The following is a 16389-nucleotide window of genomic DNA, read 5'->3' as shown; positions in this document are numbered from 1 at the left end:
CTCACTCTTGGTATGTTTGGATTTCGTTTTGGGCTCGTTTCAAAAAGTTGGCAAGCGGCATCCTTTGTTGGGAAATTTTACCATCTTCTAATTTCATAATCAAAGATAAAAGAGATCGATCAAAATAAACATCTGCATAAACAAGACCACGAGATAAAGAGATATCAATTTTATTAATTGGGTAACTATCGGTAATGCGATCGATTAAAAAATTTTGCGCAGAAATTACATTTAAAGCACTTTTCCCAAAGTCTTCCCCTATTTGGAAAATAGAAAAAAACAAATCCAAATTTGCAATGGGTTCACTTAAATCTCTTACTTTGATATTGAGATCTGCTTTTAATTTACCGTCGTCAATTTTATCTCGAATTTTTGGAGCCATCAATTGTTTTAAATCGATGTCTCGTATGAGTAAGTTTCCTCGAAATTCCATTGTTTTCGGATCTAAATTACCTAAGTTAAAAACTAAATTTTTTCCTAAGATAATCCCATCCATAGAATAGGATTTTAATGATTCAATATTTGCGAAGTTTTCTTTGTATTCAATGAAAGCACTAAAACCAGGCAATTGATTTTGTTTTTTTACATATTCAAATGGTAAATTTGGAATATTGGGATGTGTTCCAATCACCTTACCAATGGTTACATTCGGAGTATTCAATCTGCCATAATTTTTGATAAAAATAGACTTATCTCCAACAATCAAACTTTCTTCCGGTTGGTAGGCGAGATTATGTTGGATTGGGATTTTAGCGTTGATTTCCTCGATTAAATATGCCTTACAGTTTTCACCTGGACATTTTTGGTTGTTATACGATAATGCAGGTAACTTCGAATAGAACTCACCATTGATATCATAATCTTTGATTTTAAGATTTAATCCAAGATCACCATGGACAGAGACTCCTTTTGCCAAGTATTGTTTCTCTGGAGAAACAATTGACAAACTTAAATCTAAATTTCCAAAATAGGGACCTAACGGAGGTTTTTGTTTTTCTAATTTATTTAATTTTCCACTCAAAGAAGACTTAAACACACCTCCGAACGCACTTAATTTAAATTCTTTAATTAGAATCTCATTTGTATTGGCTCCAGAGATAGTAATGTCAGATGTTAATTTTAAATCGTTCATTTCTAATCCAGGAAGATCTGAATTCAAATTGGCAACGATGTGTTTTTTGCCAGAATCTTGGACGTAACTTGCAATAATTTTGATTTTTGGTTGTTGCCCTAGCAAATTCTGAATAGGAGATATTTTTTCTTTTAATACCAAAGGCAAAACGAGAAGTAAATTAGGAGTCGTCAATTTTAAGTTCAGTGGAGATACTTGAGCCACTAATGTTTGTCCGGGTTGCACTTTCCCTTTCATTCCCAGCTCAATTGCCTTGTTACCAGTCAAAGTTCTTTGTTCTAGATCTAAATTACTAATTTGTATCTCTTTTAATCCGAATGGTTTATCAAAAACCAGATTTGTATTAAAACCTAAATTTAAATGAGATGCAGGTGATCTAGACCGATCGATTTGGTATCTAAATCCATCGATGTTTAATTTCGATTGTAGATTGATTGATGCAAATGATTCACCAGATGCTTGGAGATCCATCTTTAGTTTTCCAGCAATCCCTTGCGCATATTCACCTAATTGAAGTTTATCGAGCGAAAGAAAAAACCGTAACCCAGAGTCGAAAGAATAATCTCCAGATAAATTGATTGATGCTAAATTATAAATGATTTGCGAAGGAGAAATATTTACCTTCTTTAAATTGGGGAAAGGTATTTCTGCGGTTCTTTCCTTTTGGATAGAAAAGTCCAATAAAGCAGACAGATCTAAATTTGCAGAATCAACTTTATGCGGTTTTGTATTCCCTAGTTTGAAAAAAACTTTGTTTGCATTGACCTTCAATTTTGCATTGGTTTGATTCCATTTTCCATGTATCCCAGTTCCGACCAAAGAAAGTCCTCCCGAAACATTCATTTCAGGAACGATCCCTTGTAATTGTTTGAGGGATGATTGCAGTGCATTTAAATTGATATCAGATGATACAATATCGACATCTATATTGGGACTTTCTGTGGATAGATCGGAAAGCGAACCTTTTAATTGGATCCATGATTGCCCGATCACCCTCAAATCAAATTGTTGGATTTTTAAAATGTCTTGTTTTGGATCAAAATGAATATCCGACAATATTTTAAGTCCAGTTTGCACCGGTTTGCCACGGACTTCCAAGTTGATATCATCTTTTCCAATGTCTGTCGCAAATAGAAATAGTTCAGGTGATTCTGTTCGGTCCCATTCGAATCGAAGGGATAACGGTATAGACTCCTTCCATTTCAATTGATCTGAGTCCAATTCAATGGCCAAAGGTCTTTCCGCATTTATATGCACCAATATCTCATTTAACTGAGATAAGGCGTCAGCATTCAAAGGAATGGATGTAAATCGGTTTGTAATGAGTTTTGTTTGAAAATCAAAATTTTGAAGGGAAAGATACCGAACACTTCCAGTTTCTCGAATGTATTGGACGGAAAGTCCCTTTACATCCAAATACGCACTCAATTGTAACGGAAGGTAGGTGGAGATCTCTGTTTTAGGAACAGTTGGTTCCGGATTCACTTTTGTATCTTCGTTACCTTTTTTTTTCTCTTTCAGAAGGTAAGATGTGTTCCACAGGCCACCCTTTTCTTCGATTCGAACCTTTGCATCAATCAAACTGAGATCAGAAACTGATATTTTTCCTAATAATAAAAATGGTAGATTGTATCGAATCCGAATTTCTTTGGCACTGAAAACGGGAGTTTCGGAAAATGGACCACCGGGAAAGAGTTTTAGGTTTTGAATTTCCACTCCATAAAAAAGGGAAAAACAGGTGAACCTACCTTCCATTTTGATCAAAGTCAATTTTGAAAGCAGATTGGGCACAACCCAGGTTGCGGTAAATTGGTTAAAAATAAGTTTGTAGAGGAGAAAGAGGACAAACAGCCCTCGGAAGGTTTTACTTTTGGCGATTCCTAAACTGCCCTTCAGGATTGGATTCATCACAAGAATCGCCTCTATGGATTAGTATTCGAAGGAGTCTTCAGCCTCTTCCAGAGTTTTGTATATCTCAAACACGCTGGAAAGTTTTGTAATTTCCATTAGGTTTTCGATATCGGAATTTAAATTCGCAAATACAAGTCGACCGTTCAGACCATCTATATGTTTGTAGATGTTCAAAAATGTTCCAAGACCAGCGGAGTTGATAAAAGGAACTTTTTTCAAATCGATAATGAATTTTGGAACTTGGCCTTTTTTGATGTACTGTTCAATCTTTTCAGATAGCTCGAACTCATTTCCGGCTTTGATGGCACCTTCAATTTTAATGATGTGCACGTCGTTTTTACTAGTAACTTTGATTTTCATAACCCTTCGGAAGGTGGTGTTGCCATAAGCATCAGTCGAATTTACCGAATGTAAAGCAAATTTTTATGCGTAGTGCAATAAATCTTTGCCGACTTTTCGCAGTTCATGTTTTCCTTGTGACAAATGATTGCGAACCGCCTTCCTTGTGATGCCAAGCCATTTGGCGATTTCCCTTTCTGAAAAAAAACTGCGATCAAGGGCCCGTGTCCTCCGGAGCATCCATATTTTTTTCTGTTTTCCATACCAAAGACGGCGATTTGGATCTGTCGTTTCATATAATTTTCGAGTGTAGCGTGTGATCATCGAGGTGAGTCGTTCAACCAATTGTTGTTGGATGTTCCGCCTCCCCTCACACTCTAAAAAAAACAAATTCGGATCCATTTGGTTTTCCTTTAATTTCCATAAAAGTAATTGTTTGAGGTTTTGTTTCATGGGTAGGTCAAACTGAAGGGAAAGGACTAAAGCGGTAAAACTCGGAAGTTGTTCCAAATTTAATTTCAAAATGCCCACCTGTTCTAGAATTGGATCTTCTTCATTGGCTGGAGATTCGTAATTCCATAATTGTAAGTACAATTCGCCCGATTCGGGTAATTCCATTTTCCGAAATCGATTTCGATATTGGTTGAATATATACGTAACAAAAAATCCCAAAACATGTGTGAGCTGGTATTTCAAACTCAAGGTCCACATTTTGGAAAACACTTCCAAAATGGTAACTACCATCTCAGAACTTTCGTCCTCAGTAATATTCCTTTTTTTGCCCAATCTGTCTACCATCCAAATTGGCAAAAGTTCTTTTACATACGTAAGATCATTTGAGATCCTTGCTTGGCTGATAATCGGCAATATCTTTTCATCTAATATCTTTGGCAACATAGGAAAAGTTTGTAACAACCTAAAAAAATGTGGAAACCACAATTTGCCTAATAACATCCGTTAATGAGAATATAACGAAATCTAGATGTTAAATTATGAACTTTTTAATTTTATTTTTTGATAGAATAAAACAGAAACAGATAAAACAACGTGGATCAAATTAAAGAAGACAAAAGGCAAAAAACCCAAGACAGGAACTCCCAATGAAGATGCCATAAATGCACCGCAACTATTCCAAGGAATCAGGGGCGATGTGATGGTTCCTGAATCTCCCAATGCCCTTGAAACATCTTTTTCAGGGATATTTTTTTCCACTGCAAGCGTACGAAACGCACGGGCAGGGATCACTAATGACAAATACTGGTCAGCTGTCATCAAATTGAGTAAAAAAGAGACTCCCATTGTCGACAAAAGTAGATCAAATTGATTTTTTGCCCATTGTTTGATTTTAATGAGAAGTTCATTCAAATAACCAAAACCTTCTACAACACCACCGAACCAAACTGCCGTTAAAATCAAAATTTCTGTTGGTAAAATGGAAACAATGCCTCCACCGCTGAGAAAAAGATCCCATGTGCGATTTCCAGATTGAGAATGGAATCCCAAAATGAGAGATTTCCCCATCTCCATCGAGATTCCAGATTCTAAGATCGGAAATAAAAATGCAGAAACAATTCCCAAAAGAAAGGACACTCGAACGGGTAGATGGAAAAAAGAGGAACCGAAGACAATCAAAACGGGAATCAATTTCCAATAAACAATTCCTTTCCCAAGTAACACTGACAAACCAATACTCGTAGGAATATCCTCCTGCACGCGAGGATCCCAAGTATATAAATTCAATAAATAAAAACAAAAGACTGCCAAAACAAAACTAAAACATGTTGTTTTTAACATATGACGTATGTGAGTCCAAATCGGGACATGAGTCAAACTGGAGGCTAAATTGGTTGTATCAGAAAGCGGAGAAAGTTTATCTCCAAAATAACAACCGCTAACAATGGCTCCCGCTGACATCACATCAGGGAATCCTAAATACTTAGAAACTCCCATGAGGGCAACACCTAATGTACCAGCAGTGGTCCAAGAAGACCCTGAAACCATTGCTGCAATTGCGGATACAATGGCGATGGATGGCAAAAAGTATTTTGGTTCGATGAAAGAAGTTCCAATTTGCATCATCGTTAATAAAATTCCAGAATAAGCCCAAGATGCAATGAGTAACCCAACAAAAAATAGGATTTCCATTGCGGGGAGAACTGATAAAAAATTTTTACGCAAAGCCGATTTTAAAAATAGAAGATTCCGATTGTATCTCTGCAAAAAAGAAAACATCCCTGACAAACATAGTGCATAGGGATGAGGATATTCAACGATCCAAACAGTTCTAAAGAACACAATGGATAGAATCAAATAGATGATGGGAGTGAGAGAAAAAAATAGTGAGTTTCTTTTCTCATTTTCCATTCTTTATGATTTAGAAGAAAGTGATGTTGATGTAATAAATGGAAAATCCAAATAAAAATAGAATGCCAAACCATGATAATAAGTTCATCAAAGGTTTTGGTCTCTCTTCTTTGGGTATTTCTTTACCAAACAATATCAAATGATGGATCAGCGCCAAAATAGGTGCATTTAGGAAGGAAACGGTAGTAGCAAAGTCTACTAAACTTTTCATATTGGTCCGAAAGAATAACAAAATGAGAATGGAACCAATCCCAACTAAAAGAATCCAATACCAATAGAGTTTCTCAGTTGAAAACTTTTGTAATGACGTAAACAAACGACGACTTGCATTGGAAACAACCCTTGGATATGCATCAAAACATGTTAAAGTAGTGGAAAACATCGTAAAAAAAGCAGCGACCAAAATAATAGGGTATGACCAAGATCCAATTGCCGTTGTATAAAGTTTGACTAACTCTGATGCAAATCCGACTGCTTGAGAGGAAAACTCCATTCCCGTATTGTACATCATATTGGAACCAAGGGCCAAAAAACAAATTGCTAAAAGTGTAGTGCCAATATAACCAATGTTAAAATCAAGCATCGCATACTTCATTGGAGGGAGTTTGCCATCAGGTGTTTTTTTTGCGAGTGTCCAATCGGACTGCCAAACAGCAGCTTCAATTGGGATTGGCATCCAACCCATAAGCGCAATCAAAAAGGCAACATCAGGTAAATTTGAAATAGAAAATGTTTTTCCTTCCGTTGGAAGTTTTGGTATTCCCGCATAAAAGGAAAGAACCATGGCAGCTATGGTTGCAATGGTAAGTAATACGACAATCCATTTCATAAGACCATCTAATGCTTGGAATTTTCCAATTGCTAATAATAAAAAACAAAATACAAGAATGATCGAACAGAGTAACCAAGGTTCCATTGTTAAACCGAGTAAGTTGGAAAACAAACCGGAAGTGACTAAAGTCACTGTGGCAACGATGATACACATTGTCCCAACAGAAATACAAAAGAAAATCCAAATTGGCAATCGTCCGAGAGACTCATACCCATCTAACAATGATTTCCCTGTGACAATCGTATACTTTGTACCCACAACAAAAAAAGGATACTTGATGAAGTTTGCAAAAATCACAACGGCAAGCAAACCATAACCATAAACGGCACCAGCTCGAGTGGATTGGACCAAATGGGAAACACCAACTGCAGCGCCTGCATAGAGAAGACCAGGACCAAGATATGTTAAAAAAGGAAATCGTCTCATTTTGGACAAAATGACGAAAGGAGAAAGATTTTGCTACTCTAATCGAGTTTAGTTGCATTCAAATAGTGAAATAAGACTTGGTTCAGCGCCAAAATATCGATCGGTTTGGTCAAAAAATGATCCATTCCCACATCAAAACATTTTTTCCTCTCCTCATACAATGCACCAGCGGTTAAAGCGATGATGGGAATATGTTCATTCGATTTGTTTTTTCGGATGATTGTTGTCGCTTCCAATCCATCCATTTCAGGCATTTGGACATCCATAAAAATCAATTGGGGTTTGAGTTCATGACTCATTCGCACTGCTTCAACACCATTTCTGGCTTCAAATAAAATGGCTTTTGGTATGTATTTCAATATCATCCGATTTAGAAGATCCCGATTCATCAAATTGTCTTCTGCGATTAAAATTTTAGGTGAAACATCTAAGAGTTTGTATTGATTGATGTTTTCCCAAATGTCCTTCTGAAAATTTTCATTCTCTGCATCACTTAGATTTGCATTTTCCAAAGTCAAACACTCGATGCTAAATCGAAACTCAGTACCTTTGCCTTCTTCAGAAGAAAAATCAATCTGACCACCCATGAGATCGAGTAATGATTTGGTGATCCGAAGTCCCAGTCCTGTTCCCCCAAATCGGCGAGTCGAGTTTGATTCTCCTTGCCAAAAGGATTGGAATAGATTTGGTTTATGAGATTCAGGAATACCGATACCAGTATCCTTGATCGAAAAATTGAGTTTAATTTTTTCATTCTCAGCAATCTCTGAATCTATTTTTAAAATCACACTTCCTTTCTCTGTGAACTTAACTGCATTTCCAAGTAAGTTGATTAAAATTTGTCTAAGTCGCGTCGCATCAACAACGATCCATTCTGGCAATTTGGGATTAACTTCAAAATCTAATTGGATATTTTTTTCTTTCGCTCTCCACTGAAGGACACCTAACGAATCTTTTACGATATGTTTTAAATTTGAAATGGTTTCGTTTAAAACTAATTTTCCGGCTTCTATTTTGGAAATATCTAAAATATCGTTGATGATCCCGAGGAGACCATGTGCACTGCTGATCGCATTTTTTACGTATTCTTTTTGGTCCGAATCCAAATTGGTAGTCATCAACAATTCATTAAATCCAATCACACCATTGAGTGGAGTTCGAATTTCATGACTCATGTTGGCAACAAAGTCTGACTTTGCTTGGTTTGCTCGTTCAGCTTCTTTTTTTGCTTGTATCAAATGAATTTCTGCATTTTTACGATCTGTAATATCATTAAAATGGACAACAAAGTATAATGGTGATCCATTTCGGTCTTTTACAAGTGAATTAGAAATTTCGATCCATAGGATTTGATTGGTTTTAGAAACGTATCGTTTTTCATAGACAACATCTACATCTTTGCCTTTTAAAGCAGATTCGCGGTATTGGTGGAAGATACTTTGATCTTCTTTGTAAGCAAATTCTTTGGATGGCCTTCCAATGAGTTCTACCTCTGAATAACCTAACATCGATTGGATTTTTTTATTCACTCTTAAAAATTTTCCATCTAAGTCAAGAAGGCAGACACCAATGCCAGCGTTTTCAAAACTCATTCGAAATCTTTCTTCACTTTCAGCCAGATTTTCTTGGATCCGATTTTCTTCCGTAATGTCTCGGTTGATGGCGATGACACCGATTGTGGCACCTTCTTTATCTTTTAGGAAACTCGCAGCAGAGCGAATTTTTAATTTTGTTCCGTCCTTTTTATGTTGGAACACCTCTCCTTGCCAAATTCCGTATGCCTGTAGCTGGGCGATACTTTTCTCCCGTTCCCCTTCTGCAAAAATAGTCTTTAAAACATCGATGGTGGATGAACCCAAAGCCTCTTCTGCTTTGTAACCGTAAATGCGTTCCGCAGCAAGATTCCAACTGGTGATATGAAACTTTAAATCTATGACGATGACCGCATCATAAAAGTATTGAAGGATGAGTGATGAATATGCTTCCTTCGGTATATTTTGGTGCATCGTAGATCAATATCGGGGGAATTTTTGAAAAATAGCAACTGAATCCAAAAAAAAATAATTCAATTCAAAACGAAACCTACAACTTCCCTACAACCTTGCGTAAGAATCCGATGAATCTTCATCGATTGGGGAATCCAAACTGCACTCCTTGCATTCGAAATCTGAAAATGGATCTTCCTTCAGCAGCGACCGCTATTTGCGAGTCGCGGACGGTAGCCGGCTCACACTGAGCTCTAAAAACAAAAAAAGCGCTCACTTTCGTGAACGCTCTATCATACGTTATGAGTGCTAACCCGGCAACGTCCTACTCTCCCATTGAGCGAACCCAATAGTACCATCGGCGATGAGAAGCTTGACTTCCGTGTTCGGAATGGGAACGGGTATGGCCTTCTCTCCATAATCACCAGGAGTAATTACCATTACTCCTAGCTGGGCTGGAATCGCAAGTACAATTTAAAGAAAAGTTACAAATTTAAATCGTATGTAGCACCAAATTTTAGACCGGAAATTTCGATTCTGTGGTCTGCTGTGGCTGAAACAAATTCCATCAAAGTTCCAACAGAAGAAAGATTGTCTCCATCGAAACTAAAAGCAACTGGACTCTTTGCTTTGGCATTCATGTATTCTCGTTCAAAACTTAAAAACAATCGGAGTTTCGGAACTATCACAACGCTTGCACCAAAACTTAACTTTTCGGAATGGAACGTATAACCACCGTTTGCATAATTATATGAAAATCCTCCATTAGAGATTCGGAATTGTTCAGAACTATACAATCCTGATGAGTTTAAGAGGAATGGACCAAAGAGTAAAAAATCTGCAAAGAGAGTGGCACGATCGTTCAGATCAAATTCAATTCCAACACCAAGCAAACCAGAAGTTCCTGTTGTGGTTTTTGTATCTTGTCCGTAGTATGCTGGACCTCCTATCCCTAAGTAGGTGCCTTCTAAGGTTTGGCTCATACTCCGCAATACATACTTTGGAAGGATTCGAAAATTGGAAGTAGGAGTGAGGGTCACACCTAAATTGATATCGGAGTAAAGCAAACGATAGTCAGCTTCTTTGATCCCAAGCCCTACAGGATAAAATGAATTCCATTCATATCCGCGTCCAAACCGATTCAAGTGGAGACCAAGGAATACATTGGATAGAATGCCTGCATTTACCGATTGGAAATAATCAAACCCCCAATCATTGATGAGACTGATCGAGCCATTGTTTTGCCACTCTTGGTTGTATTCTGTCCGAACAATATCACCGTAAAAATTTCTTTTTTCTAAATCTGTGCGCAGGCTTCCTAAAAACAATCCACCCTTTATGCGTAAAGTGTTACCTTCTACCTTCCCTTGGGCTTGGATGGAAGTGGCCAATAGAGTCAAAATGACCAAAAGAAAAACGAATATTCGTTTCATGATTTGAATTACCTCTCTCATCCAATAACAAATGAAATGATGACCACTCAAGGAAATTTTTTAAAAGAGATTCGTTTTGTTGCTAGAAATCCCTAATGAATTCACTCGTTGAAAAAAAATAAATAACTTAAAATTCTATTGGCATGTACATCGCTAAATGGAATGTCCGTAGTTCATAAGTGTAACCATTTTCTTTGACAATAGGGCCACCAAACGACAAACGTGCCCTGAGACCTAAAAATGGTGGGGACTCTAAATACATCATAAATGCAAACTTGGCAACAGCATTGACACTCACTTGGTTCCGCATCAAACTACTGATGGCAAGAGATTCTATCGCATTATAACGTCCGCTAAGGTAAGCAGTCAAAGCTGTCGCATCTGGCCTAAGCAAACCTTGGCTAGCCAAATAATAACCAACTAATTCTAAATGATTCGCACTAGATAGATTGGCGACCAAATAACTCAGAGTCGGATCAGAATCGGGATTGATATTACCAGAAACAAATTGATAAGCGCGCAAATTATTTAAGAAATTATCTCTTCCAGGTGCAGAGAATGCAATGAGTAGATTTGATGCTGCATCTTTAAAATCAACATTCCCGCGGAATCGAACTTGTGCAGGTCCCATCCCAAAACCCAATCGGAAGGTCTCTGGATTTCCAATATAAAAAATAGGAACTAACATAGAATACGATCCTTCTACACTTGTACCAACATCTTCAGTCACCTTACTTTTTTTAGGTGTTATCGAATCTCCTTCGGAACTAGAAGAATCAGATTCTGAAGAAGAAGCCTCAACAGAAGCAGATTTGGAAAAAATGCGTGGGATCGATTGTCGATTAAGATAAAAGTTCGAATTGTGTAATAGTAAATTCACTCCAAAGTATTTAGAAAACTGGTATTCAGGTGATTTGACATCCAATAACCAAGACACTCGCCCAGGGTCATCTTGTAACATCATGGCGTCACGATTTCTTCCTTGGATCGAAAGTGATACACTTTCGATGGTGACACCAGGGTTAATTGATAAATAACGATATCTTGGTTTTTCAACCTTGGGTTGATCTTCATTAAACGACGGCGAATTATCTTGCGCATATATCATGGATGAAAACAAGAAAAAAAGGGATACAGATTCGATAGAAGGTCATTTGGTTCATAATTGAATACAAGTTTGGAACAAAATAAAACGACCGTTATCGTTTGAAAGTTATTTTTACACTTATTTTCGAGGTAAACAAATAGAAATAACCATTCAATGCACGAACCCAATTAAAACCTTTTCGGAATTTGGTAGAAAAGATTTTTAAACATTCATACCAAACTCTCAATTAGTTGGTTCTCTATTTTTAATTATAATTGAATTTCAACATCCGTGATTGGAAATGCCACACAAGAATGGATCCAACCAAATTTCCGATCGGACTTTCTAATTTTAGCTTCCTTAGGACTGAATACTTCTCCCGATTTTAGTTTCACACGGCATAAGCTACATTCTCCGGAACGACATGCGTTTTCTGTAAAATAACCATTCCGTTCTAAACTGTTAAGTAGAGGCTCCCCTACTTTTGCTTTAAATGACTTATGGGTTCCTACTGTTACGTTCACCTCCGAGGACGGATGAATTTCACTTGGCCATCCATCTAATTGATCTGGTTTGGGAGGTGGACCATTACCTTCGATTAATATACGTCCAGATTTAACACCTAAATCAGCGAGGAGATTCGCACAATGTTCATTAAACGGAGTGGGGCCACAGACATAAAACATTTTAGATGAAACATCAGACAATAACGTTTGCAATGTGACAATGTCCAATCGACCTTTAAATCCTTTAAACTCAGGACTTACCTCACGAGAAATGAATTCAGTTAAAATGAAGTTTTTATGTAAAAGTGATAAGTTCCGAAGTTCATCTAGAAAAATTACATCATTTTCGTAACTATTGGAATAAATAATATGAAAACGAAAGGGATTTTCCGCTGCCAAAAATGCTTTTAACATACTCATAGCAGGAGCAATTCCGGAACCACCTGCAAGAAATACAATATCAAATCCATGAAACAGTGGATTATGATGAAAGGAACCCATTGGCCCCGTGGATTCAAATTTTTGTCCAATTTTAACGTCATCTAATAGATAAGGACTTACAAACCCACCTTCTGCTCGTTTGATGGTTAGTTCATAGGATTGTAAGTTTTTAGGAGAGGATGATATTGAATATGGTCTTGCTGTCAAAACGCCTGCAAGTGTAACAAATAAGTTGATGTACTGTCCTGCTTGGAACGGCGGTAATCGATTTCCATCTACTGGAACCATAACCAATGTTTTGGTCGAAGGTGTATCAATGCGTATACTTTCGACACGCAAATGGATTCGTTTTGGATGGAGACTTCGAATCGTTTCTTTGACCAATCCTTTGCCTTCTCTAAAATCGGAACCGTTTTTCTCTAGATCTTCTTTTTTTAAAACTGCATCATGGAATCCAACAACTGAGTTTAAAATATTTGTTTCTAATTTTTGGTTGTTATCTAACATATCGTATTTCCTTTCTTATTTAAAATATTTTGCACTACTACCAACTGTGATTGAGGTCGCACACGACCTAGACAGCAGTTTTGTTTTTACGACGCAGTTGTTTGATAATTTTTCGGGCGGTGTAATAACCGTTCAAATAAGTCGGTTGGAATCCACCCATGCTTGTCCAACTGCTTGAAGAATAAAGACCTTCGATGGCATCTAATGATTCGCGAAATAGGGAACTATCTTGTAAGGTTTGTTTGAAACCATAAATTGCTCCTCCAGGAGTATTCAAATAACGCATCATCGTCATTGGTGTGGCAACTTCTGCCTTTTCGATATGTTCTCTGATCTTTGGATACGCTTGTTCAATGAGATCAATTAATTTGTCGCCAAATTCGTATTTTGTGGCAATGTAATCTTCTGGTGGAACATCCTTCCAAGCTTCACCGTACTGTAAAGCGACAAGAGTGACAACGGACTTTCCTTTTGGGGCAAGTTCTTCATCTATAAAGTTATAACAAGTGACCATTCCCCAATCCGGAGCCTCCAAAGTATACATCCGATCTTCTGTGACCTCTGCATTTGAAGTTGTCATCACAAAGCTAGACGCAGACGTGAACCCTATTTCTTCTGGAGAACAATCTAAACCCAAATATAGGCAAACAGCAGATACTCCCATTCGTCTCGATTTAAAATCTTTTACTACAGACGGTGGTAGAGTTTCTAAATCTAACAATTCATGATAAGTGATGAGAGGACTTGCATTTGATACAACTGCGTCACAGGTAACTGTTTCTCCTGTTTCCAATCGAACCCCTGACACGACTCCATCTTTTGTAAGAATTTTTTCTGCAGAACAATGAAATCTTACTTCTCCACCTGCTTCTTCAAATGAGGAAAGCAGAGCGCTCGAAAGCATTTGAGACCCACCTTTGATATGCCAAGGTTTATACACACAGTAAAAATATATCATACCGATAAATTCTGCGAATACTAAATCTGTTGTAGGGATTCCAACATAACTCCAATAAGGTGTGATAACATTAATTAAATCCTCTGTAGAAAAAAATTCATTCAAAACATCAGTTGTTGGACGAAGTCCATATGCTGAAAAATTTGGGCATTTGATTCTGATTTTTTCTTCGTCATTGGACAATTTCACTCGAGGTAGGACAAAGTAATATTCGTTGACGATGGCTTCGCTCAATTTGAAGAACCTTTCAATTGGATCCGTTTCCATAGGAAAAAGACTTTTTAAATGATTCTGTAATTCTATCCAATCGGCAGGTAAGGTAACATCCAACCTACCTGGCATGATGATCCGATAGAGTTCTTTTTCTTGTACAAGTTCGATTTTATCCAATACTCCAAGTTCATCAAAAACACGACGCATAATGAATGGATTCGATTCCGTCCCGACACCGCTGAGTTGGTGGAGAGCAACCTCAAATTCAAATTCCCCTCGGACAAATGAAGTAGCACAACCTCCAGGAACATTATGCCGTTCTAACAAGAGTGTTTTAGAACCCTCCCGTTGCAAACGAGTTGCCGCCATTAAACCTGCGTTACCAGCACCTATGACAACCGTATCATAATGAGACATTCTGTTCTCCCCAAAGGTATTCCCTTTCCACTCCAACCAATCTTTACAGTGTAAAGATTGCAATGATTTTTTTCCCACCTCTCTTTAAAAAAAGAAATCTGAAAGAAGGAAGGGATTTACCGATTCACTGCATCCATGGTGATGAAAAGGCTTTACCAGTTTCGCGTTAAGGTCTACTCAGTTGTAATGGCCGGGAAGAAACAAAATGGAACCAAAGAATCGAACTCCTACCATCATGGAGACCTACGTCCCGCTCTCATCACTGCTGCGAGAACGATTTTACAAAACCAAGACACGGATGCGCTTTCTTTGCGATCCATTGCTTCTGCAATTGGAGTCAGTCATATGGCACCGTATGCTCATTTTAAGGGAAAAGAGGAATTGTTACAGGCTGTCGCTGGATCAGGATATGAAGAATTGGCAAACAATATGTTACTCGTGCAACAGAAACATCCGAAAGTCCGCGGGCGAATGTTAGCTTTTCATTACGGAGTGGAATACATCCAGTTTGCTATGACAAATCCAAATCTGTATCGGCTTATGATGAACCAAATCGATTCAGAAAAAAAATCCAATCAAGCAGCTTCTAACAAAGATATGATGATGAGTTCCCAACGCCCATTCCGTCTATTGTTTTCTGCCTTTGCGAGTGAACGTGTTCGTAAAGAATTAGCACATGCTAGAGCTCTCGGGGCCTGGGCGACCGTACATGGAATTGCTTCCCTTGCGATTGAAGGACATCTCATTCTCCCTAAAGGAATGGACGTAATTCAACTTTTTCAAACAACTGTGAGTTCCACTATCAATTGGGAACAAAAAAATGGCTAAAAGTAATTTATTAGAAATGCACAATATTGGCATCGTCGTTGCATCATTGGATCGGACAATTTTGTTTTTTGAAGAAATTGGACTTCGACTCGAAGGACGTATGATGGTAGCAGGGGAATGGGCAGGTAAAGTCACAGGACTTGAAAACCAAGAAGTAGAGATTGCCATGATGGTGACCCCTGATGGACATACCCGACTCGAACTCTCACAATTTCATTCGCCTAAAACAATCTCAGACCACAGAACTTCTCCAGTGAACTCTCTTGGTTACCTTCGTATCATGTTCAGAGTGGATCATTTGGATGAATTGTTATCCCGTTTATCAAAGTTTGGTGCAGAGCTTGTTGGAGAAGTGGTTCAATTTGAAAATGTTTATCGACTCTGTTACATTCGAGGAGTGGAAGGAATCCTAATTGGACTTGCAGAGCAAATCGGTACCGAAACTGCCACAGACATTTTAGAAAATAAAGTATGAAACAAATGAGTTAAGAATCACAGCCTTCAATCCCCACTCGCTTTTCCGCTCCGCGGGCGAAGAGCCCTGAGCCTTGCTCAATCCAATTCAATCGCCACCCTATTTTTCTTTCATAAAAATCCTAGCAGGCTTCGGCTTCTACGAAAGCCTCACCTATTTCGCGAACGAATTAATTGTGTCGCTACTATTGGGTTCGATTAATGGGTAATTTGATTTTTGTACATAAAAAAAGCCAACCTTGCGGCTAGCTTTCTATTCATTCCAATTCTACCCGGCAACAATGCCGGAAAACAAAAGAGCAAGACACCTTGCTCTTTTTCTTTCGGCAGCGACCGCTACTTGCGAGTCGCGGACGGTAGCCGGCTCACACTGAGCTCTAAAAACAAAAAAAGCGCTCACTTTCGTGAACGCTCTATCATACGTTATGAGTGCTAACAGAGGCAACGTCCTACTTCCACCCCCACTCGCTTCTCCGCTCCGCGGGCGAGTGTCCGAGCCTTGCTCCCTATGGGTCGCAAGTCTATCATTTCGCGAA

General features: G+C 38.1%; 12 protein-coding genes and 1 rRNA gene. 2 read left to right on the top strand and 11 right to left on the bottom strand.

Going from position 1 to position 16389, the window contains the following annotated elements; all coding sequences use genetic code 11:
• Window position 1: 1 nt before the first annotated feature.
• The 11 genes from LEPBI_RS04445 to LEPBI_RS04395 all read right to left on the bottom strand — a co-directional run bounded on the left by LEPBI_RS04445 (window position 2) and on the right by LEPBI_RS04395 (window position 14551).
• Complete coding sequence (locus tag LEPBI_RS04445) at window positions 2-3040, bottom strand: LIC_11026 family protein (RefSeq protein ID WP_041769661.1); 3039 nt, start codon at window positions 3038-3040, stop codon at window positions 2-4.
• Window positions 3041-3061: 21 nt separating this feature from the next.
• The gene (locus LEPBI_RS04440) at window positions 3062-3403 is read right to left on the bottom strand and encodes an STAS domain-containing protein (RefSeq protein WP_002989181.1); all 342 of its coding nucleotides are present in this window, start codon (window positions 3401-3403) and stop codon (window positions 3062-3064) included.
• A gap of 63 nt (window positions 3404-3466) precedes the next feature.
• Window positions 3467-4279 (bottom strand): DNA-directed RNA polymerase sigma-70 factor, encoded by an 813-nt coding sequence (locus LEPBI_RS04435; protein WP_041769658.1) that lies wholly within the window; start codon window positions 4277-4279, stop codon window positions 3467-3469.
• 93 nt (window positions 4280-4372) lie between these two features.
• Window positions 4373-5746: a Na+/H+ antiporter NhaC family protein gene (locus LEPBI_RS04430; RefSeq protein ID WP_012387912.1), complete on the bottom strand. Its 1374-nt coding sequence runs from the start codon at window positions 5744-5746 to the stop codon at window positions 4373-4375.
• Between the two features lie 10 nt (window positions 5747-5756).
• On the bottom strand, window positions 5757-7004 hold the full coding sequence (locus tag LEPBI_RS04425) for an NRAMP family divalent metal transporter (protein WP_041769656.1): 1248 nt from the start codon (window positions 7002-7004) through the stop codon (window positions 5757-5759).
• A gap of 38 nt (window positions 7005-7042) precedes the next feature.
• Window positions 7043-9010, bottom strand: coding sequence for a PAS domain-containing hybrid sensor histidine kinase/response regulator (locus LEPBI_RS04420; RefSeq protein WP_012387910.1), 1968 nt, complete (start codon window positions 9008-9010; stop codon window positions 7043-7045).
• A gap of 291 nt (window positions 9011-9301) precedes the next feature.
• Window positions 9302-9418 (bottom strand): 5S ribosomal RNA (gene rrf, locus LEPBI_RS04415).
• Between the two features lie 56 nt (window positions 9419-9474).
• Window positions 9475-10422 (bottom strand): hypothetical protein, encoded by a 948-nt coding sequence (locus LEPBI_RS04410; protein ID WP_012387908.1) that lies wholly within the window; start codon window positions 10420-10422, stop codon window positions 9475-9477.
• Between the two features lie 127 nt (window positions 10423-10549).
• Window positions 10550-11383 (bottom strand): hypothetical protein, encoded by an 834-nt coding sequence (locus tag LEPBI_RS04405; RefSeq protein ID WP_012387907.1) that lies wholly within the window; start codon window positions 11381-11383, stop codon window positions 10550-10552.
• Window positions 11384-11778: 395 nt separating this feature from the next.
• Complete coding sequence (locus tag LEPBI_RS04400; RefSeq protein ID WP_012387906.1) at window positions 11779-12963, bottom strand: FAD-binding oxidoreductase; 1185 nt, start codon at window positions 12961-12963, stop codon at window positions 11779-11781.
• A 67-nt stretch (window positions 12964-13030) separates the two neighbouring features.
• Entirely contained in the window at window positions 13031-14551 is a 1521-nt protein-coding gene (locus tag LEPBI_RS04395) for a phytoene desaturase family protein (RefSeq protein ID WP_041769961.1), read from the bottom strand.
• Between the two features lie 186 nt (window positions 14552-14737).
• Between LEPBI_RS04395 and LEPBI_RS04390 the strand changes: the two genes are divergently transcribed.
• Window positions 14738-15379, top strand: a complete 642-nt coding sequence (locus tag LEPBI_RS04390) for a TetR/AcrR family transcriptional regulator (protein WP_012476172.1) — start codon at window positions 14738-14740, stop codon at window positions 15377-15379.
• A complete protein-coding gene (locus LEPBI_RS04385) occupies window positions 15372-15854 on the top strand; it encodes a VOC family protein (protein ID WP_012387903.1) in 483 nt (160 codons plus the stop codon). The genes LEPBI_RS04390 and LEPBI_RS04385 overlap by 8 nt, the downstream gene beginning before the upstream one ends.
• Window positions 15855-16389 lie beyond the last annotated feature (535 nt).

Source organism: Leptospira biflexa serovar Patoc strain 'Patoc 1 (Paris)' (assembly GCF_000017685.1).
Classification (GTDB): Bacteria; Spirochaetota; Leptospiria; order Leptospirales; family Leptospiraceae; genus Leptospira_A; species Leptospira_A biflexa.
This window is presented reverse-complemented; position numbering and strand designations above follow the sequence as displayed.